The 23014-nt window shown below is 44.3% G+C and carries 13 protein-coding genes; 5 read left to right on the top strand and 8 right to left on the bottom strand.

What is annotated here, in order from left to right:
* Window positions 1–62 precede the first annotated feature (62 nt).
* On the bottom strand, window positions 63–338 hold the full coding sequence (locus OXPF_RS09315; RefSeq protein ID WP_054874921.1) for a hypothetical protein: 276 nt from the start codon (window positions 336–338) through the stop codon (window positions 63–65).
* Between the two features lie 374 nt (window positions 339–712).
* Here OXPF_RS09315 and OXPF_RS22445 point away from each other — a divergent pair, with 374 nt between their 5' ends.
* Window positions 713–862, top strand: coding sequence for a hypothetical protein (locus OXPF_RS22445; protein ID WP_160317187.1), 150 nt, complete (start codon window positions 713–715; stop codon window positions 860–862).
* A gap of 101 nt (window positions 863–963) precedes the next feature.
* Here the strand turns inward: OXPF_RS22445 and OXPF_RS09310 are convergent, their stop codons facing one another.
* Complete coding sequence (locus tag OXPF_RS09310) at window positions 964–2205, bottom strand: LysM peptidoglycan-binding domain-containing protein (RefSeq protein WP_054874920.1); 1242 nt, start codon at window positions 2203–2205, stop codon at window positions 964–966.
* A 276-nt stretch (window positions 2206–2481) separates the two neighbouring features.
* On the opposite strand from OXPF_RS09310, the gene OXPF_RS09305 reads away from it, so the two are divergent.
* A complete protein-coding gene (locus OXPF_RS09305) occupies window positions 2482–3177 on the top strand; it encodes a LysM peptidoglycan-binding domain-containing protein (protein WP_242854370.1) in 696 nt (231 codons plus the stop codon).
* A gap of 517 nt (window positions 3178–3694) precedes the next feature.
* Entirely contained in the window at window positions 3695–4066 is a 372-nt protein-coding gene (locus tag OXPF_RS23065) for a L,D-transpeptidase (RefSeq protein WP_242854376.1), read from the top strand.
* A 21-nt stretch (window positions 4067–4087) separates the two neighbouring features.
* Here the strand turns inward: OXPF_RS23065 and OXPF_RS09295 are convergent, their stop codons facing one another.
* The 5 genes from OXPF_RS09295 to OXPF_RS09275 form a co-directional block, all read right to left on the bottom strand.
* Complete coding sequence (locus OXPF_RS09295) at window positions 4088–5212, bottom strand: M14 family zinc carboxypeptidase (RefSeq protein ID WP_054874918.1); 1125 nt, start codon at window positions 5210–5212, stop codon at window positions 4088–4090.
* Window positions 5205–6377 (bottom strand): ABC transporter permease, encoded by a 1173-nt coding sequence (locus OXPF_RS09290; RefSeq protein WP_152967732.1) that lies wholly within the window; start codon window positions 6375–6377, stop codon window positions 5205–5207. The genes OXPF_RS09295 and OXPF_RS09290 overlap by 8 nt, the downstream gene beginning before the upstream one ends.
* A complete protein-coding gene (locus tag OXPF_RS09285; RefSeq protein WP_054874917.1) occupies window positions 6377–7060 on the bottom strand; it encodes an ABC transporter ATP-binding protein in 684 nt (227 codons plus the stop codon). The genes OXPF_RS09290 and OXPF_RS09285 overlap by 1 nt, the downstream gene beginning before the upstream one ends.
* Window positions 7061–7071: 11 nt before the next feature.
* Window positions 7072–7956, bottom strand: coding sequence for an efflux RND transporter periplasmic adaptor subunit (locus OXPF_RS09280; protein WP_054874916.1), 885 nt, complete (start codon window positions 7954–7956; stop codon window positions 7072–7074).
* A 201-nt stretch (window positions 7957–8157) separates the two neighbouring features.
* Window positions 8158–8307 carry a hypothetical protein gene (locus OXPF_RS09275; protein WP_054874915.1) on the bottom strand — a complete coding sequence of 50 codons (150 nt, stop codon included), beginning with the start codon at window positions 8305–8307 and terminating at the stop codon, window positions 8158–8160.
* 306 nt (window positions 8308–8613) lie between these two features.
* Here OXPF_RS09275 and ilvD point away from each other — a divergent pair, with 306 nt between their 5' ends.
* Window positions 8614–10281, top strand: a complete 1668-nt coding sequence (gene ilvD / locus OXPF_RS09270) for a dihydroxy-acid dehydratase (protein WP_054874914.1) — start codon at window positions 8614–8616, stop codon at window positions 10279–10281.
* Between the two features lie 93 nt (window positions 10282–10374).
* Here the strand turns inward: ilvD and OXPF_RS09265 are convergent, their stop codons facing one another.
* Entirely contained in the window at window positions 10375–13704 is a 3330-nt protein-coding gene (locus tag OXPF_RS09265) for an AfsR/SARP family transcriptional regulator (protein ID WP_054874913.1), read from the bottom strand.
* Between the two features lie 436 nt (window positions 13705–14140).
* Between OXPF_RS09265 and OXPF_RS09260 the strand changes: the two genes are divergently transcribed.
* A complete protein-coding gene (locus OXPF_RS09260; RefSeq protein WP_054874912.1) occupies window positions 14141–22978 on the top strand; it encodes an immunoglobulin-like domain-containing protein in 8838 nt (2945 codons plus the stop codon).
* Window positions 22979–23014: the final 36 nt, after the last annotated feature.

The following is a 23014-nucleotide window of genomic DNA, read 5'->3' as shown; positions in this document are numbered from 1 at the left end:
CAACTTTTTTTGAATGATCATAAGAAGAATTTTGTGAAGAATCTTATATCTTAAAATATAAATTATTTGTTATCGTATTTCTTTGATTTAAAATTCCATTGTACCATGCTAACTACAATTCCGCCCAATCCAAAGATAATTGCATAAGAAACAAACCTTGCAACTATACTTGCAATATTGTAGTTTTTTGGATTTGGATTAAAAAATATAGTTAGAATACCGAATATTAAAGAACCATATACACCCCAAAGTAATACCCCATAAATTAGTATAAATCTTTTCTTTCCTATAAGTTTTTGATTATTACATTTTTTCTTTTCTCTATCTGTATTGTTCAACAAAATCACCTTACTTTTGGTTCATATTTTTAACTGTTATGACTGAATAAATGCATTCTAGTTCATAATCGTATTTTACCTCGTCCTTTACTACCCTATAGAGTTTTATATTAACATGTCGTATACCTCGCCATTATATACTATTATGAGTATAACTCCGGTTAGTATACTGATATAACTCACTGGTATATAGAAGTAAAAATAAAAATCCCGCCGTTTGGCGAGCTTTATTAAATTAGATTGACATATATGTTTTAACCTTATAAGCCTTGCTTTTATTAGTGTAGTTATGCCAGTCCACACAATTTCCGTGTGTGCTCTCTCTTTCCCGAATTAAGCAGAGAATATATGAGCCGGGTGTTACACCGGATATTATGAATGAACAAAAGTTAAAAGAGATTGCGGCTGAGATTGAGGCTGAAACTGAAGAAACTAAAGTATTAACTACGCTTAAAAACCTGGGATTATCAGATGAAGAAGCAAAATTGCTTATCTTAAGAATAATTGAAGTTGTGAACATGTAAAGAGCGTACCAAACAGTGAAGGGGCTGTATCTTCAGCTCTTACTGAAGATACAGCCCCAATATATCAGTGTATGGATTATATTAACCCAGAGAACCATAAATTAATTTAACCCTGCTGCAATTTTGATATTTGCCTGGTGTTTGGCATCGACGCTGCCGTCGTTATGCCTTGTACTGTTTAAGAAGTGAATATCAAAATGGCCGTCGATGCCATTATTCTTTATCCAGTCAAAATTTGTACCTGCTCCATAATTATCGCTTCTCCAGCTTGTCCAAACTCCTGCCGCGGCAGCATCATTTCCCGCGTGAGGCATAGAGCTCACACTTGCTGCTATTTGCCTTCCATTATATTTAATTAATACAGGCCGTCTTGTCCAGCTAAAACTTCCCCCCCATATTTCTTTCATTTTTTTAGTATCTTCAAGGGTCAAAGTTTCACAGTCAGCATGATTGGCGCCGGTGGTGCGCCTTGCATAGAAGGATTTTCCCGTATAGAAGTCGACAACTTCAAAGTCAGCTCCTACAGGTATTACATACTGTGCTTCAGTCCACCAGTCCAAGGCTTCCCCATACTTTGGTCCCGGAGTACTTTTGACAGGTATGTGATGCACGGGAATTTTCAGTACATCATTAATATTTAGCATTGACGATTGGCTCAAGTTATTTGCCTGTAATAATTCAGTCAGAGGTATCCCGAATTTATCTGCGATGTTCCACAGTATATCACCTTTTTGCACCGTATAATTTGTATATGTTATATAGGGTTTACTGCCAGTTTCAGGCTGTGGAGCAGTACCCGTATCTGAAGAGGCAGCGGGTATTTTAATCTGCTGTCCTATATACAGATAGGATTTTTCATCGGCTCCGTTTAATTTCAATAGCTCAGCGATATTTACACCGAACTTTTGACTGACGTTCCAGTAAGTATCCCCCTTTTGCACGGTATATACTTTTGTTTGAGATGCGGAAGTTTTGTAGGGTATAACTACTTTATCCCCAACATTAAGCCAGGATTTGTCAGTAGCATTGTTGGCACGTAGAAGCTCATTGAAATCAACAGAATATGCCTTGCTTATTGTCCAGTAAGTTTCACCTGATTTGACGGTATGCACAGTATTTTGAGGGACTTTTATATTCTGTCCTATGTATAATACCGTATTCTGGTCTGCATTATTTGCCGCCATCAGGCTCTGGATGGATATGCCCAGTTTCTGACTTATGAGCCAGTACGTATCACCTTTCTGCACCGTATAGGTAGGATTTTGTGCAAACACCCCCGTGATGCTCCCGGCAAAAACAGCAGTGCTCAATATCCCTGAAACTAAAAGTTTTCTAAAATTCATAATGCCCTCCTTTATCGTCATACGATTTTACCGCATCTTAATAATAAATCCCATGAACATATAATTTACCGTTATATGCTTTAATTCCGGAATCTATGTTAATTAAGGTTACATAATATTTCGACAAAAAACCGGCATTCCCTCCATGTAAATAATAGTAAAACCTGAAATGATATCCTTATGTGCAAAGTGCGATAATATAAAACAAATCTGTAACATAATTAACTTGAACCTAGTATTATAAAATAGAAATATAATTGTAATAAGGCGGTTTGAATGATAAATCCATATTTTTACAGACAGTGTCTGGCAGGCTTTGTACCATACACTATCAGGAGAGGTGATACGCTGGATAGAATAGCTGAGGCATATGGCACTTCGGCACAGGACATTATGATTGCTAATCCAGGTATCAATCCATATAATTTGCAGGTTGGCATACTTATCTGCGTGCCATTGAAAATTCAGTTATATCCATCCTGTCCAACCACCAACTACTACGTAGTCAGGCAAGGCGATACGCTGGAATCCATTGCAGGTTATTTCAACATAACACCAATGCAGCTTTTATACTCCAACTACGGCATCGACCCCGATGACCTTTATGAAGATCAGATTTTATGTATCCCTGTAGCCCCTTCTCCTGTGAGTATCGACGTAAGAATATCAGAAGGGCGTCTAATAGTATACCTCGACGGAAATGCATTCCGGACTTATTCTATAGCAATTGAAAACACCGCATATCCTGTCCCCCGGGGTACCTTCACAGTTTTAAATAAACAGGTAGATCCCGGTACAGAACGCGGCGCAAGATGGCTGGGACTATCGGAAGCCGGTTTTGGCATACACGGAACAAATACTCCCGGATTTATTGACGTTGTATCCTCAGGTAACAGCATTATTATGTCCAATCAGGATATAAGCGAGCTATTTAACCTCACACCTGTGGGCACAACTGTAAAAGTATCATAGTTAGGAGGGTGCAGGAATGTTTTATGGAAATTGGTTTCGTCAGTGTCCAATGGGATCAGCTGCTTATATAATAAGGCAGGGGGATACACTTTATAAAATCGCCCAAAAGTTTAGCACCACCGTAGAAGCTATCATTTCAATTAATCCGGGTATAAATCCAATGGCGTTATATATAGGCCAGCAGATATGTGTGCCTCAACGCCTTCCGCAGCCTTTATCCTGTCCTATAGGGACATCGCCTTATCAGGTAAAAGCCGGAGATACACTGTATGCCATAGCAAAAAAATTTAATACAACTGTACAGGCAATTATATCCGCCAATCCTGATATAGACCCCGATAAGTTATATGTAGGGCAGCAAATATGTGTAACTGAAGAACTGCCGCCAGTTACTACATGCCCTACATTGAATACCTATGTCATACAAAAGGGAGATATATTATCTGTAATAGCCAGAGCCTTTAATGTGTCAATACAAAATATACTGGCAATTAATCCGGGGCTTAATCCTAACAATATGCCTGTGGGCGCCGTTATATGTTTACCTGTAGCACCGTCGCCATTAAGCATCAATGTCAGCATACGTGCTAAAACTCTGGGCTTGTACCGCTCCGGAAGCCTGGTGAAATCATACCCCGTAGCCACAGGAAAGCCCACAACCCCTACCCCTGAAGGGACTTTTAGTATAATAAATAAACAGGTTAATCCCGGCGGACCCTTTGGGACGAGATGGATGGGATTATCAAAGCCCCATTATGGTATCCATGGTAATAATAATCCGGCATCCATAGGAACAGCAGCCTCAAACGGCTGTGTGAGAATGTACAACGATGATGTAAACGAACTTTTCAATCTCGTCCCCGTTAACACCATAGTAAGGATATTTTAAGTGAAAAATGCATAATAAATATCATACCTGCTGCGATATTAGTAAAGGTATATACCTGTTCTTCTTCCATATGCTGCTGAATTGGGAAAAGGGCAGGGGGCTTTCCCCTTCCCCCAGTTCAATGGTAAAACCAGGACGGCCATAATTTTGAACGTACCAGTCCTTAAGTCCACCGCTTGAGACCTTATTTCCTTTTGGAGGCAGCTTATAACCCGTGGTGTATGCAATAGCATCTGCGATTTTTCTATCCCTGTTATATGAACTTCCTTTTTGAAAATAATACCAGTACACCACTTGACCAGCACTATGATAAGTAAGCACTGCATTAAAATTCCTTTTACTTATATAGTTTGCAACAGCCCAGCTTTCAGGCTCACTTAAAGGATATGGACCCTTATAGGCTTCCGGCCCCGCAGGCATATATTGTATTTTCTTCCACCCTGCATTGAAATTGCGGTTTAAGTCCACACCTCTGGCATTGGCTTTCCAGCTTTTAAAATTATGGCTCCCCTTATTTAATTTAAGCAGCATATTTTTCATTTTTTGATTTTTTACAGAGTTCAGTCCCGCCTGGGAAAGCATCACTCCATCTGGATTAAGCATGGGTATAAAATAAATGCATACCCTTTGTAATTGATTGACAATATAAACCTGGTTGAAAGAATGCATAGGATTGTTAAGGTAAAATTCCATCTGCTTCATTATAAGCTGAGTGCCTATATACTCGCGGCCGTGAATGCTTCCGATAACAGCTATTTTCTTCGGAGCCTGCGGATTCCCAAGTATAATTACCGGTATATCTCTTCCTAAGACGCTCTTGCCGATAATCCTTTTTTGTATTTTCCCGGTATGTGCTTTCACTAAACTATCGATATCCTGAATCATCTCATAATAGGAATATATCTGTTTGTTATATCTCAAGGAGGGTTTTTTTATTTCTTTACCCTTAGCCGTGTTTTGGGCCAGATAATTTACAGGCGTGCAGCTTACAGCTAATTCCTTCTTTATTAATATGTCATTAAAAGAAATATTGATTATATATAAAGCTGTCAAACCTGTAATACATACTGTTCTTAGAATAAACCTTGAGTATTTGTGCCTTACAGCCATATTAGCCACCCCTGTCGCTTTATTTTTATTATACATGTCTTAATGCATCTATCGGATTTAGCCTGCTGGCTTTTCTCGCCGGTACCAGCCCAAACACAATACCTACTGAAGCTGCAAAACCTACTGCAAGTAAAATAGTTGAGGCAGTTATTGCCAATGAAAATTCCATCATATAAGAAGCCGCCAGTGCAATCAAAATGCCCAGAATGAGCCCTATGATGCCTCCGAACAAAGAGATAAACACCGACTCAATCAAAAATTGCAGCTGAATTTGCAACGGTTCCGCCCCCAATGCTTTTCTCAAGCCTATTTCAGCAGTCCGCTCCGTTACAGATACCAGCATCATATTCATAATACCGATACCGCCGACAAGAAGGGATATTGACGCTATACCTGCCAAAAGAAGGGTCATCATTCCTGTTATATTGTTTAAAACATCAAGCATATCCTGCATATTAAATATTGAAAAGGTATCCTCCCGATAATTAAATGCCGAATTTAATATCCTTTTAATATCATTTATTATGGCTTCTGATTTTGAAGCATCCGTCATATATACATCTATATTTGTAATATAACCTGTGCCCAGAGACTTCATGGAAAAGGTATAGGGTATAATTATAACATCGTTGCCGGGACCGGTTAATGAATCGCTTTTTGGTGCCATTACCCCTATGACATTAGCAGTATAACCGTTTATAATCATCTTTCTTCCGATAGGATTCTCACCGAAAAAAAATTCTTTTGCAATATCACTGCCTAAAACAGCCACCTGGTTTTTATTTTCAACATCAAGTATGCTTATTTCTCTGCCTGTTAACAGGCTGTCTTTTTCCCTGTTAAAATACACTTCATTCCTGCCTTGTATTGATACATCGTCTTTTACTTTTTCGCCTGCCACGATGGAGGTTTTTCCCGATACAGTAGGCGAGATACCGCTGATATAATTAACATCCATAATTCTATCTAAGTCCTTTTCATTAAGCCCTCTCTTAATGCGGGTTCCTATGACCTGTATGTTGATTTTATCAGCTCCTAAAGATGTTATCTGGCTTGTAATGCTTCCCGTAGCACCCTGTACAATAGTAATAAGCGCAATTATCGATGATACGCCTATTACGACACCTAAAACTGTTAAAAATGAACGCATTTTATTATGAGTTATGTTGTTCCAGGACATCTTAATGCTTTCTGCGAACACTAATTTAGAGCCCCCTCACTTAAGTTACCGTCAAGTATATTTATAATCCTCTTTGCATGCTTTGCAATATTTATATCATGGGTGATCATAATAATTGTCCTTCCTTCTTTGTTAAGCTCTAAAAAAAGCTCCATAATCTGCCCTCCTGTCTTTTGGTCAAGGGCACCGGTAGGTTCGTCAGCCAGGAGTATTGAAGGTTCGGTGACTACAGCCCGGGCTATTGCAACACGCTGCTGCTGCCCCCCTGATAATTGGTTGGGATAGTTTTTCATTTTTTCTGACAGTCCCACCCGTTTTAGCATTTCAGCTGCTTTTTTTCGACGGTCGTGAGATGATATACCGGCATAAATCATGGGAAGCTCTACATTTTCAATGGCATTCATTCGAGGCAAAAGCTGGAAGCTCTGAAAAACAAAACCTATCTGCTTATTCCGTATCCGTGCCAGCTCTTTTTCATCCAGCTCCTTCACATCATGGCCAGCCAGGGCGTATGTACCGCTTGTGGGAGTATCAAGGCAGCCTATGATATTCATTAGAGTGGATTTTCCTGAGCCGGACGGTCCCAAAACAGATACAAACTCACCTTCATTTATTATGAGATTTATATTTTTAAGCACCTGAAGCTCTTCAGCCTCAAGATAATAGCTTTTGACTATATCATTCATATTTAATATTTCTCCCATATTCCGCCTCCCTAAGGTCCTTGTAAATATCTGCTCCTGTTTTGCTGAATGGGACTTTGCTCAAACTCAGCCATCTTTGTCTGATAAGGTAACAATATGGTATCATTTTCCGATATGCCGCTTTTTATCTCTGCCTGTACGCCGTCATTCATTCCAATATTCACAGAGGTTTTCTTAGGATTATTATCCATGTCCTTCAATAATACATAGGGATTATTATCTGCATCAAACTGTATTGAAGATATAGGCAGCAGTATTGCATTTGAAACTTTCTTGTTTAACACCTTGGCTTCAGCGGACATGCCTACTCTTAAGTCATTTTCCGCCGGTAGGGATATTAAAGCGGTAAAATTAGCCACCCCATTCAAATATTCACCCTCTTTGGATATGTCGGTTATTATGCCAGTTACATCTCTATTCAAGGCATGGATGGTCACTGTTGTTTCTTTATCCTTTGAAATGGCTGCAAGATCATATTCATCCACCTGGATTACAAGCTGCAAATCCGAATAATCTACTATATCAATTAATTTAGATCCGGCCATTAACTGGGAATTTTCTTGTACATAGATACTGGTTATTTCTCCGGCAATTTTGGATTTTATATCCGCGCCCATGGTTGCGGTCAATAAAACAGTATTCTCAGATACTCTATCGCCTTCCTTGACCTTTATGCTTTTAATCTGCATATTCCTGTCTGATAAAACCGTCTCTTTGTTTTTTACCTCAATGCTTCCGGGAAAGCTGTAGTATGTTTCCAGGCCTCCTGTAGATGCCTTGATTTCTGTATATAGTGTACTTCTGGGCATAAATATTCTGTTTAAAACAAAGGCTGCTGTCAATAAACCAAGAACCGACCATATAATTACACCTGTAATGGTTCTTCTTTTTTTCATTTTTATCTCCCGCTCCTATTATCTTAATTTACTTGCTTATTTTTTGAAGCATTGCTTTCAAATATACTCCTTCCACAAATTGCATAAATATTGCTTTCATTAAAAAAGAAACTTCAACTTCCTCAAAGATGAAAGTTGAAGTTTCTTACAGTATCCATAATAGAACGCATTAAAATTTTTATTTTGCAGAAAGCCTATGCCTTACATTTCCTTTTTCATTACCATAAAAAAATACTCTTTACCGAATTCATTGGTGAATTGATTTTCAAATTCTTTCAGCCTTTCTTCCTGGGCCTTGCCAAGCTCCGCGAATTTTAAAGCTTTTAGTGAATCAAGATACATCTGCTCCATTTGCTTGCACCTCCTTATAAACAAAAAAGTTTTCTGTTAAGAAGCCTTGATAGTTTAGTTATTACCCTTATTTTAAAATTTATCACTCATTTTAACCTTCGACGGGTCAAGAAAGTTTTTTAGGAATATAGTAATTATCATTTAAAGGTAAAAGTATATTGACATGCCCCCCCACATGTAGTAGATTAATTGGTAATAACAAATTAAAGTAAAGCCTGTCAATTTTTAAAATTGTAACGTGGCAGACTATTGACCAAAAAGGAAATAGTCTGTTTTCTTAATATAAAAAACTAAGGAGGCATCCTAATGAACAGTCATGAAGTAACAAAAGGCCTGGCCAGATCGCCTCACCGCTCTTTATTCTATGCCATGGGCTACCTGCCCGAAGATCTGGAAAAACCATTAATAGGCATTGTCAATTCTAGAAATGAGATCATACCCGGACATTTTCATCTTAATGACCTGGTACAAGCAGTTAAACTGGGAGTAAGCGCTGCAGGGGGAACCCCCATAGAATTCCCTGCAATCGGTGTATGCGATGGAATAGTTATGAACCACAGCGGCATGAACTATTCCCTATCCAGCAGGGAGCTTATTGCCGATTCCATAGAAGCAATGGCAATTGGACACAAATTTGACGGCCTTGTACTGGTAGGTAACTGCGATAAAATTGTACCGGGAATGCTTATGGCGGCAGCAAGGCTTAACATACCTTCAATTTATGTAAGCGGCGGCCCTATGCTTGCAGGAAAGAGCAAGGGCAAAAAGCTTGATTTGATTCGCGGGCCCTTCGAAGCCGTAGGGGCCGTTACCGCGGGCAAAATGACTCAGGAAGAACTGGATGAGATAGAAGTTTCATCATGTCCTACCTGCGGAAGCTGTGCGGGATTATTTACCGCAAATACCATGAACTGCCTTGCAGAGGTTTTGGGAATTGCTCTCCCCGGAAACGGAACTGTGCCTGCCCCTTATGGCAAGAGAAGGCAGATTGCCAAAAGAGCCGGGATGAAAATAATGGACTTGGTTAAAAACAATGTGCGTCCGAGGGATATACTTACACTTGATGCATTTAAAAACGCCATCACCGTTGATATGGCAATAGGAGGTTCCTCCAATACCGCCCTTCATCTTTTAGCAATAGCCCATGATGCAAAGGTGGAACTGGACATTGATGAATTTGACAGAATAAGCAAAATGGTTCCCAATATAACAAAAATAAGTCCTGCCGGCACCCACGCAATAGAGGATTTAGACCAGGCAGGCGGCATATCGGCAGTTACCAATATGCTGCTAAAAGCAGGTCTTATAAAGGGTAACACCATTACCGTAACAGGTTCAACCTTAGGGGAAACCGTTAAAAATGCTGAAGTTTTTGATTCCTCAGTTATCAGGCCACTGGATAACCCCTACGGCAAAGAAGGCGGAATTGCAGTTCTTCGCGGCAATTTGGCTCCCGACGGTGCCATTATAAAGCAGTCGGCTGTTGAGCCTGAAATGATGTGCCACAAAGGCCCGGCCAGAGTTTATAATTCCGAAAATGAAGCTTATGCAGCAATCCTTGGTAAAGAGATAAAACCTGGTGATGTGGTTATCATACGCTATGAAGGACCAAAGGGCGGCCCGGGTATGAGAGAAATGCTGAGCCCGACGGCAGCTATTACCGGAATGGGACTTCATACATCGGTGGCCCTGATAACAGACGGACGCTTCTCCGGCGGTACAAGGGGGCCCTGCATAGGTCACGTATCTCCTGAGGCTTCCGAAGGCGGTCCTATAGCTATAGTTGAAGAAGGCGATATCATAGAAATCGATATTCCACAGAGGATATTAAGAGTAGAATTATCCGATGAAGTTATAAAAGAGAGGCTTTCAAAATGGGTACAGCCGCCCTCAAAGGCGACTCCCGGGACTTACCTTTCCCGCTACAGCAAGCTTGTAACATCAGCAAGCACGGGAGCTGTACTGCAGGACTGATAAAGCAAACCGCCATAATATGGCGGTTAGGTCAAAGCTGTGCCGGCAATTGCCGGCGCAGCTTATTTTATTGCGCTTTTGTGCTATGCCCTCTTACTTTTCAAGTCTTTTACTCTGTATTACCTCAGTCAATCTCCTGTCAACCTTTATATCAAGCTCTTGCTCCAAACGCTTTTTAAAGCTGTAATAAAGCTTGACTGACTTGCTTTTCCTTCCCTGTGACATATATAGCTTAAGCAGTTCTAAGCATATGTTTTCGTTGTATGGTTCTGCTGCTAAAGCACGTCTTAAAATTTCCTCAGCCCGCCGCAGTTCTCCGCGCTTTATATAGATTGAGCCTAAGTTCAAGCATACCTCCATAAATATGGATTTGAGCCTTTCCCGCTCATAGAATACCAAATCTCCGTAATCGCTGCCTTCCATCAAGTCCCCTTTATAAACATATATCATTCTTTCCAGAATATCTGCCTGTCTTTGCTCTGTTTGAGAAGTTACAATGTTAGAGAACAACTCGCTATGGAGGCGTAAAAATTCGTGTATATCAAGATCTAATATATCATTCTTTCTTATTTGCAGGCCTTCGGGAGTTTCATATATAAAGGCATTGCTTCCTGTAACTTCCGCATTATATTTTGAAAGTATTTTCCTCAGATGATACAGTGCCGTCCTCTGTGAAGCAATTGCGGATTTGCTGTCCGAGCCGGGCCAGAAAGTCTCTGCCAGGACCTCTTTTGACATGGTGTTGCCGCTGTTAAGCAAAAGATATTCTAGAAAGCCCCTCACCTTTTTGGTTTTCCATTCGGCGTCGGAAACTTTTATACCGTTTACCGAAATCTCAGGCTTTCCAAACAGAGATGACTTTACAAAATAAAGCTGTTCGGAGCTATCCGCTTTGTACGTGGAGACAAAATCGCCGACAAAAGCTTCTATTCGGCTTTCGTCTATGGCTTTGGCCTTTTCGCTCAAGTATTTTACCGTCTTGCTGCCATAAAATTTACTCAGCAGCTCTTCGGCATAACCGGTGCAATAACCATATCGGATACTCCGGAGCGTCATTTCAACAACAGTGGGGATATGGATATCCCAGAACATGAAATATCTATTGCTCTCTGCCAGTTCCATGGCCTGCTTCAGATAATAGTGCCCTTTTTCCGTGCCGCCGCCGGCAAAATACAGCTTGGCTATGTGGAAGCAGGAGCCGCAGAGCACCTGATATCCCTTTTTTGCCTTTGCTTCCTTTATGGATGAAAGCAGGCAGTATTCTGCAAGGTTAAAATCTCCTGACTCCCTGGCAATAGCCCCCAGTACGGACAGGGAATACTCATAGACCATCATGCCGGGGCATTCCTCCCGGATTACCTCTAAATCCTCACGGGCTTCGTCAAGGTCAAGCACGGGACTGTTGTACCGTATGGCCCAAAGGCGCCGCAGCAATCTGCAGGCCGCAGCCATTGCTTTATTATTTATCCGGCGGAAATTGAAAACAGCGTGATCAAGCATTTCAACAGAAGCTTCCCCTTCAAAGGATAGGTATCGCTCAAAAGCAGCCAGACGCCTCCCATGGGCTGATAGGTATTCATAGTCATATTTCTCACCGATAGCAAGGATTTCAGCTATGTATGACGGCAGGCATTCTCTCTGGTTTTTAAGAGATAAAATAATGGAAAGGAAAAGCAGGATAAAGCCTCTGGAAGGCTCAATATTTTTAAACTTATCCAATATTAAAGCTGTCTCCATGCAGCGCTTCCCATTGTCAAGCTTGCCGAGGCAGTAATAAATGATGCAGGAAAGGATTAAATACAGCCATTTACTGTCTTCAGGAAGAAGGGTATATATTATACTTTCGCTTTGTGCTTCCGCCATGGAAAACTGTTCTTCTCCGATGGAGTGCACCATGTCAAGTACGATCAGAGTGTTTCTAAGTTCAACTGATACCTTTTGGCGCTGTTTGGGAAGACCTTCTGTCATTTCCAGCAATCCTTTCATGTTGTTGCTGCACATGAAAATATAAATGAGGACTGACGCCGCATCATAATAAATGGCAAGATTATTGTTTTGCAGTGACAGATTAAGAACCTCTTTTAAGGTGTCTACCATTTCTATCTGCCTGTTGTTGGGCATCAGCTGGGCTTTAAACAGCAAAAGCACCGGATTGCTTCTTATCATATCCTCAGGCAGCAAATCCAGCCACATCTTCAATTGTCCGGTTTCTCCGATCATAAACTTATTAAAGCCTTCTTTTGTTACCATATCCATTACCGAAGCAGAATCACCGCATTTTGCCATATGCTCTGCAGCACGGCCATAGGTTGCATGTCTCATGTAATATTGGGCAGCCTGCAAGTGGAGCCCTGCAATTTGCCCTTCATAATAGCGGTCTTTTAGAATATATAATAGGAATTCCCGGAATAAAGAATGAAAACGGTATACCACAGGATCTCCGGGAATCCTCTGGATGAACATTCCAAACCCCATACACTGCTCTATCAATGATTTTATATCATTTATTTCAAGTATTTCCGATGCCTCAGACTCGGAAAAATCCTGAAGCAGTGCAAGTCTGGCAAGGGCGTCCTGGGTAACGTTATCGACAGATTTGAGGACCTCCATGGACATGTACCTAAACAGGGCATCTTCATGACCCAGCTTGGCGAGTTCAATTGACGCGGTATCAGACCCTTTGCTTTTGACAGCCTGACATAAAATGATGATACCAGCTATCCAGCCTTCGGTGTTTTTTTCAATGAAGCCCGCCACTTTCCTGTCGGCCGCAATTTGCCCCATGCTAAGCATCAAATCTTTTATTTCAGCATTATTGAAAGCAAGACCATCTGTACCTATTTCTAAAATCTTTTTTTCAAGTTTTTGTTTTTCAGTAAAAACATTAAGGTTTGCCCGGTTCAATATAAAAATAGCACAGGAGGGCGGAAGGTTATCAAGCATATATCTTATCATATCGCATATATCCTGGACTTGAACCACGTTTTGAAAATCATCCAGCACAATATATGTCCGGATATGACCGGCCTTGCTGTGATGTGCCCACATTTCATGACATATCATGGAAATAGTATTATGCGGTTGTAATTGCATACCAGAGTTGTCAAAAAGAGCTTTCCTGGATTCTGAGAACTCAGCAGTTTCCGCTGGAAATACTGCTTCTTTGAGGTGGGCAATAAACACCGGCAGGTTTTTGTCCTCAGGGTCCAGTCGATACCAGCATACCCTGGAAGGCATAGCTGCCTGACGGTTAAAATATGAAACTACAAGAGTCGTTTTGCCGTATCCGGCAGGTGCGCATACGGTAACTGCTCTGCAAGACTTCATATTTTCATGAAGCCTTGTAAGCCTGTCCGTCAGTAGAAAGCTTCCGGACAGCTCCGGCATAATCAGCTTGCTCTTTAAAACGGGAATGTTGTCCATATAATCGACCTCGCAAGTACATTTTATAATATAATTTTCAGAAGCATCATAATACAACAAAAGTACTTTAATGTTAAAAAATTTAATGACCTTTGCTGAAAAGACGGCAGATTGGATAATAGAAAATTCAAGTTTAGATTAGATCATCTTTATAGACTTTTAAAATATTTTACTTTATTTTACCATAAAAAAACCAGGTATAAAATAGCTGATATGTTGATTTTTAAGGGCTTCCCGCACATATCAGTCCTAGTTTTCATTTTATATTTTTTTGATGGCTGTATTGTAAGATTATAAAGGAAAATTCAAATAGAATTTTTTATATTTTTGCCTTAAAAGGGACCAAACAAAAAATCTTTTTTAAGGGAGAGGAGGATTATGTACGAGGATGATAAGGCGATAAGGGCTTTAAGAAGGTAAGAAAGGATGTGATATTATGAAGCTTAAACTTAAAAAAATGTTGTCCATGTTTTTAGTCTTATGCCTTGTAATGGCCTTGGTGCCTGCCAGTATAACAACTGCAATGGCGGCAGAAAATGATGTTTGTGAAATTGATGGTATTTCATATGGAACTCTCGGCGAGGCACTGGCAGCAAGGACTGCAGTTACAACACCGACAACTATTACGCTGCTTGACGACATCGAGTACAGTGTTGCTATTGCCGTTGACGGCAAAGACATCACCTTTGAATTAAACGGCCATACACTGAATGTCAATGCGGCTGGGACGGCACTTGAGGTAACAAACGGCGCCAATGTAGCTTTAACGGGCACAGGTGAATTCAACGTCACCGGTACTGCGTACGGAGTGAAAGCGGCAGATGGCGCCACAGCTGTTGTGACTAATGCAACGGCAGAAGGCGGTACAGGCGCATATGCAGAAGCCGGCGGAGAGATCACCGTAAACGGCGATGCAGAGGGCTATGCTATGGGAGCTTACTCCAATGGTGCAGATAGTACGGTTTTCATTTTAGGAGATGCAATAGCAACCGGCATAGGTAACAGCGGTGTTAAGGCTGCCGCCGGAGGAAGCATTACTATAGGCAAAGATGTGGAAGGTATAAGTTATGGCACCTATGCCGAAGGTACAGGCTCTGTTATTACAGTTACCGGCAATGTCAAAGCATCTGGTGCTTCCGGCACAGGTGCATATGCTGAAGACGGCGGAAAAATTACTATTGACGGCACAGTCACTGCGAATAACTATATTATGGTAGACAATATTTCAAAGAACCAAGAAGATTGTGAAGCCACCAGCAATAATCCTGGCTATCTCACCTACACAGGAGGAACAAGCACCGTGTGGGTGAAGGAAATCATATCCAGGTTTATAACCGATATAGATATTGCTGCCCCACCAAAATTAATTTACACAGAGGGAGAAACCCTTGACTTAAGTGACCTTATTGTAACACTGACCTATAGTGACGGTTCTACCATGAATGTAGCCTATGAAGATTTCGTCTATATGGGTATCACAGCCAGTCCGGACCATGAAGCCCCGCTGTCGGCAGCCACCCATCATAACCAACCGGTGGCAGTGACTTATGGCACATATGCCGCATACACCGACAATTTGACGGTGACAGCAGCGTCCTCAGGCAATATCTGCCAAGTCGTCGGAGGCAGCAGCTACACATCGCTAGCTGCAGCTCTGGCTGAGGTGCCGGATAATACTCCGACTACCATTATCCTGTTGGAAGACATTGACCATCTCATCGCCGATAATAATGGTCTTGTCATATCCGAAAAGGAATTGATCCTGGATTTAAACGAAAATACACTGAATATCAGTAATACGTTGGGACCGGGGCTTGTTATCCAGAACACTTCCGATGTAAACGTAACGGGCCAGGGACTTCTGACCATTGCTTCAAAAGGCCCAGGACTATCTGTATCCCAATGCGCGTTTACCACCTCGGCGGATACGGCAGTAAATATCTGTTCCGATGACGATGTAGGAGTTTCCGCCAATGGAAGTACCGTCATGCTTAACGGCAATGTGACGGGAGATACAGCCGGCATCTATGCAGATTCGGATAATACCATAACTGTTTCCGGTACCGTCACGTCAACTACAGCAGGCACGTTCTTTAACCACGCTGTTTGGCTTCAGAATACGGGTAACACAGTGAACGTAGGCAACGCCGTGGTCTCCTCGGGTCAGGGAGCCGGGATATTTATCAGCCAAAACGGAGGAGGAGACGTAACGGTTGGCAGTGAAACTGCACCCGGCCAGGTCACCGGCCAGAGTGACGGCATTTGGACTCAGACAGTGACGGAACCGTCCACGGTTACGGTTTACGGTGATGTACAGGGTGTCCTAAGAGGGCTCTTTGTCACCGACGACTGTGACATTAAAATCTATGGCGACGTAAGTTCCACTTCGCCAAATGCCGATAGTTACGGAGTATACGGTTTTTATAACAGCAGCAATGATACCGGCGGTATCCTGGTTGAAGGAGACGTCCAAGGTGTTAACGGTATCTTTGTCCACGGCGGCCAAGTCGAAGCAAGCGTGGGCGGTAATGTGACAGCATCAGGCAGCAGTATTGACGACAATACAGGCGCCTATGCCAGCTATGCCAAGCTGTATATCAGCGGCAGCGTAACCGCCGCCGGCTGCACTGGGGTTTGCTCCTTTGAAAACTCGGAAATTACTGTGGACGGTACGGTTTCAGCCGCCAACTATGTCAGGATCAAATACGAGGATAAGGCTGCCGGAGATAACGACACCTCCAGTACAAATCCGGGATATCTTCAATACTCCAGCGGAGATGCTTTTGCCTGGATAAAGGATAATCTGCCTCCTACCGGCGCCGCGGTCTGGAGTTACCGCAGCCCCTTGCCCGCCCCAAATATTATGGAAAACGCGATATTTATCAACGGCAAATACATGGCTGTAGGTTATAGCGGGACACTGATCACTTCCCCAGACGGCATAACCTGGCAAAAAGTCGACGTCGGGACGGATACCGACCGTCTGACCGATATCGCTTACGGGAACGGAAAATATGTCATCGCTGCCACTGCCGGCGATTATGTGGCCCGGATCTACACCTCCGAAGACGGACTAAGCTGGAATGAGACTGCGGCAGTTCCCCATCATTGGCTCTATGGTGTGACTTACGGGGACGACGGATTTGTAGCCGTAGGGAAAGCCGGGAAAATCCTCCGTTCTGACGATGGGGAGAACTGGGATGTCATAACGGTGAATCCCATGAGGTTTACTCTCCTGTCGGTCGTCTATGCCGACGGTAAATATGTGGCTGCAGGCATGGGATCTCAATCGAATTATCCCAAGGGCGGCATCATGACCTCCGACGACGGGGAAACCTGGACGGAAACGCATACCCATTCTGCATACACCTTATGGGATATCACTAACGGCAGGGGAACCTTTGTGGCCGTGGGCGGGGCGTCCTCCGGCAGTTACTACATTTGCACCTCTCCCGACGGCGTAACCTGGACCCAGCGCAGTAGTTTCGGGTCGTCCTATGCCCAGCTTTTATCGGTTAACTACGACAGCGGCATCGGTAGATTTATTGCCGTTGGCAGTACGAACTCCGGCGGGTCGAGCGGGTCCAATAAGGCTTTTATTACTACTTCATTCGATGGGATCAGCTGGACTGACAGATCAGATGCGACAAAAACAGGTTTCAGAGTGGTTGTCATCGACGCCAACGACTCTGAGTATGTGGCGATGGGCGGCGCAGGAGATATCTATACCTCCGATGACAGGGGAGTAAGCTGGGATTACCGGACCTATGGAACAACCAAAGCCCTGCGGGACGTGGCCTGGAACGGCAGCGGTCTGTTTGTGGCGGTGGGCCTTGGAGGGGCGATTCAAACCTCATCCGACGGCGTGACCTGGACCATTCAAACTTCGGGAACCAACTCCGATCTCAATAAAGTTGATTATCTGAACAATCAATTTATAGCTGTGGGCAAAAACGGAACCATCCTCACTTCAGGGAATGGCACGGAATGGACCGCTCGGACCTCCGGGACTCTAAGAGAACTGAAGGGGATCTCTTACGACGGCAGCCGGTATGTTGTAGTTGGGGGAGATGACTCTTATATACCGGACAGCCCTAAACCGATCATCATTACCTCGCAGGTCGGTACTGCCTGGATCCCGGCTACCCATGATTCCAATATACCATTTCGAACGGTAGCGCATGGAAACGGGATCTTTATAGCCCTTACGGAATACGGACGGGTATACAAATCCGAAGATGGAACAAGTTGGAGTGCAATCGGTTATTTAGGCTCCATCGGAACCCAATACCCTATGGATATGATCTATGCCGGCAGTAAATTTATAGCGGTAGGCGGCTATGGGGAAATATACCTGTCTACCGATAACGGAGCAAGCTGGACCACCATTGAAAGCGATTTGGTCGGTTATCTTCGGGCCGTTACCTACGGCGGCGGAAATTTCGTAGCCGCAGGAGAAAACGGCAATATCATTGCTTCAGCCGACGGAGGAACGACCTGGCTCCTGCAGCCGTCAGGCCTGACACCCAATCCTTATTTCAACCTGCATGACGATGCCGAGCTGTACGGTGTCGTGGCCGGCGGCGGCAGCTTTGTGGCAGTGGGCTATAACGGGGTTACTCTCCAAACTGAAAGCTTCAGCATTTCCAACGATGCCGACGCCCACGACGTTACCATAGCAAAATCGCGCCTGATCATCGGTAATATTCTGGGAAGCGGAAGCAATTACAACGAAGATAATATTGTGGCAAATATGAACCTGGTCACCAGCTGGGCCCAAGATACCATCATCAGCTGGTGCAGCAGCAAACCGGAGTATATCGCAGAAAACGGCACTGTAACCCGCCCGTCCTTCGGCACCGGCGACCGGGTGGTTTACCTGACCGCCACCATCAGCAAGGGATCGGCCAGCGACACCAAAACTTTCATGGTAAACGTGATAGCCCACCCCGATCCTGATATCCAAATCGCGGAACAGGCCGTTGCAGCCCTGACCTTCAACGTGGTTAAAGGCGACAATACCGCGGAAAACAACATCAGATCCCACTTGAACCTTATCACAGACGGAGACAACGGCACTTCCGTCAGCTGGACCAGCAACAAGCCGCAGTACATTGATGCAACAACCGGCGCAGTAACCCGTCCGACTGAGGGAACCAGTGACCAGGCGGTTACACTGACTGCTACCGTCACCAAGGGGGCAGTTACGCGTACCAGAAACTTCTATCTGACTGTAAAAGTCCAGCTAAGTCCGGATGCCCAGGCTGTAGCAGACGACAGTGAGGCCCTGACCTTTGAGGCTATCAGGGGAAGCAATACTTTTTCAAGCAGCATCATGTATAACCTGAATCTAATCACCAGCGGGGTAAATGAGACCACCATCAGCTGGTCCAGCGACAACCAATGTATTGATCCAGCTACCGGAATGGTAATCCGCCCCGTTGGGGATTCTAATGAACCGGTAACCCTTACCGCCACCATCAGCAAGGGATCGGCCAGCACTACCAAGACCTTTTACCTGGCAGTCAAGTCCTGGTATATAGGGAATGTAGCTGCTATAACTATCAACAGTCAGCCGGATGATTTAACGTACATTGCCGGAGAGCCCCTGGATCTCACCGGACTGGCAGTTACCCTGACCTATAATGACGACACCAGCCTGAACGTGGGTTATGATGATTTCATTTACATGGGCGTCGACGTCAGCCCGGAGCATGGGGCCACGCTCACGGTGGCGGACCACCATGGAAAGCCGGTTGTTGTGACCTGCAACGGGCAGAGTGCTGACACAGAAAATTTGACCGTAACAGAAATATCAGGAGATAACGCCTGCACCATCGGCACCATCGGCTACGCCACCCTGGATGCGGCACTTGCAGCTGTGGATCCAGGTGAAACGGCGACCATCAGGCTGCTCACCGACATCACCTATATAGGCGAACTTGTAATTGATGACAAAACTATTGTATTTGACCTTGGAAATCATGACTTAACCATAGATAATTCCGCTAATGCGGGCAGCGGCACGGGCCTATCCGTAACCGGCGGCCATGTAAGCATAAGCCCTGCAAGTACTGGATCCCTCTTTGTGACAGGCTGGAAGCTCGGCGTATATGTTAAGGGCACCGGCTCGACAGGCAGTGCGTCGGCAGCTGTGACCGGGGCGGCGGCCACCGGTATGGGTCCGATATCCACCGGTCCCGGCCCGTCAGGCAGCTATGGCTGCTATGCCGAGGAAGGCGGAAACATTGTGGTCAACGGCAATGTCATAGGCAACTATGGCGGCGTGGATGCCGACGGTCGCGGCGTCACTGGCGGCGAACCCGTGAGGAGCAGCGTGACGGTCAACGGAAATGTCACCACCCCCCTCTACGATCCCGATCCGGATCCCCGCAACAGCTTCGGCGGAACCTTTGCCGTATCCGCAGGGCTTTACGGGAGTGTGACGGTCAACGGCAGCGTCCGGGGATATACCGGAATATATTCCTCTTCCAATTACTCAACCATTGTGGTTAACGGCAACGTCGTGGGAAGCCGGGGGATATACTGCAGCAATGTTGGAAGCAGTGTGCAGGTTACCGGCAATGTTACCGCTGAACGTACCGGCGTGCAAGTTGGCGGCGGTGCAAACGTCGTGATTGCGGGCAACGTTACAGCCGGACAATGGGGCGCAATGGCCAACAATGGCATCATCACCATCGAAGGTACGCTGACCGCGCCTGGACTGCAGTATGCGCGAATAAACAATTCAACGAAAGGGATCAATGATTACATCACCGAGGGATCTTATTATAGATATGGAGGCGTTATTGGCGGTACCAGCCACATTGTTCGTGTGAAAGGAACTGTCGATTACGGACCGGCCCTCACCAACCCCGGTTATCCTACCGTCCAAACTAACGCTGTAACGGATGTCACGCCCACCAGCGCGACGCTTTCCGGCAATGTCATCTCGGATGGCGGGGAGCAGGTTATCTGGCGCGGTTTTATCTACGGTACTTCGCCAGATATAACAACTCCAAGCGTCCTGAGGGCCCGCACCCTTGTAGTAGCTGAAGGCGGCGGCGCCGGTCCATTTATTTATGTCCTTACCGGGTTAACTCCCGGCACCACCTACTATGTGTCTGCCTATGGCAAAAGCAATCAGGGCAGCAGCACTATAGGGACGACGAGCGACGTATCCTTCACCACACCGCTATCCTTGACTGACGAAGGAAAAGTCGCAGCAGATAAGGCAGCCTTGACCTTCGACGTGATTAAAAGAAGCAATACGGCTGGGGATAACATCGTTTCCGACCTAAATCTGATTACCAGTGGGGCTAATGAAACCACTATCAGCTGGGCCAGCAACTCAAACTATATCGCAGCTAATGGCACAGTAACCCGTCCTGCCCAAGGTGCAATTGATGAGACAGTTACCCTGACAGCTACAATTAGCAAGGGATCGTTCAGTGATACCAAGCCCTTCACACTAACGGTCAAGGCTAAAACCGTGCTTGATGTAGACGGCATAGCCATTAAGACCCAGCCGGCTGATTTAACTTACACAGCCGGAGAATCCCTGGACCTTACCGGCCTGGTGGTAACCTTGACCTATAATGATCAATCAACATTAGACGTGGGCTACGAGGACTTTACCTACATTGATATTACCGCCAATCCGCCTCATGGGGCCACACTGTCAGTATCAGCCCACAACAACCGGCCGGTGACGATAACCTGCAATGGTAAAACCACTACGACCGGTAATCTGACAGTAACATCTTCCGGCAACTCGGGTAATCAGGGCAATTCAGGAGGCGGTTCAACTCCACCGGTACGTCCTGCAAATCCCATTGAAGAAGCTATATCAAATGCCATAAATGAGAATCAGGAACAGGTAGATATAACCGTAACAGAAGACACCAGCGAAGTTCTCTTAAGTGAGCAAGCCCTTTCTGATATCAGGAGCAATAATATATCATTGAACCTGCAGTATTCCGGGCTGCAGTTGGAAGTCCCATCCAGTTCAATTCCCGGGACTGAAAATGAGGGCGATATATCAATAAATGCAGCACCCATATCGGATACTAATGTCCTTGACACTCTATATGTCATGGCTCCTGACGGAAGGGCGGTAGGTATAGGCTATAACGTAGATATAAACCGAATAGTAAATGGTAATACAGAGCCTATAACACAACTTAATGATAATATCACCCTTACCTTCAATTTAAGCCAGGAAGATGTGGAGGGTATAGACCCGGCTTCACTTAGAGTTTATAAATTGGATGAAGCAACAGGAAACCTTGTGGAACTTGGAGGAGAGTATTTGCCTGATCAAAATGCTGTAAGAGTAAGCACAAATCATCTGTGTAAATTCATTATTATGGGCAATACAGCAAATGAGCGCCTCTATGGTAGTGACAGGTATGGTACGGCAGCAGCCATAAGCCGGAAAGGATGGGATAAATCAGATAATATAATACTTGCCAGCGGAGAAGATTATCCTGATGCCCTGACAGGAGTTGTACTCGCCGGACTTTACGATGCACCAGTTCTTCTTACCGGAAAGGACAGCCTTAATAATGAAGCCCTCAAAGAAATAGAACGTTTAAAAGCAAAGAAAATATACATCATTGGAGGTCCTGGAGCAATATCTGAAAACATAGAGCTTAAGCTGAAAGTAAATTATGATGTAGAAAGAATATATGGAAGTGACAGGTATAAGACTGCTATTGCCGCAGGCAGCAAAGGAAGACAGGCTAAAATGACGGATACCGCCATTTTAGCCACGGGCCTAGATTTTCCTGATGCAATGGCAATAGCGCCTTTTGCAGCAAAGGAAGGAACTCCTATACTTTACACGTCAAAAGACAGTTTAAATACCGACACAGAAAAAGCACTGAAGGACTGGAAAATAAAGAAGGTTATACTAACCGGAGGCACAGGAGTGATATCGGCTGCCGTGGAAAACTATGTAAGAAGTAACCTGAATATTCAAGTGATCCGACTGGGCGGGAGCGACAGGTATTTAACATCTCTGGAGATTGCAAAATACTACGGGCAGATTTACGACTATGAAGGCATAGTCATTGCAACAGGAGGCTTATTTGCAGATGCCCTTGCAGGAGGAGCTTTGGCGGTAAGAGAAAATTGTCCGGTACTTTTAGTGCGCAGGGATGAGATATCAGGGGATATGTTAAAATATATCAGCAGTCTAAAAATGAAAAAATATTATATTCTAGGCGGTCCGGGCGCAGTCTCCGACGGTATAAAGAAAAACATTAAATAACTATTATACTCAATCCGAACCGGAATGGCATAAACC

This window comes from Oxobacter pfennigii (genome assembly GCF_001317355.1).
In the GTDB taxonomy this organism is placed as follows: Bacteria; Bacillota; Clostridia; order Clostridiales; family Oxobacteraceae; genus Oxobacter; species Oxobacter pfennigii.
The sequence above is the reverse complement of the archived record's forward strand: the minus strand, read 5'-3'. Positions and strand labels throughout refer to the sequence as shown.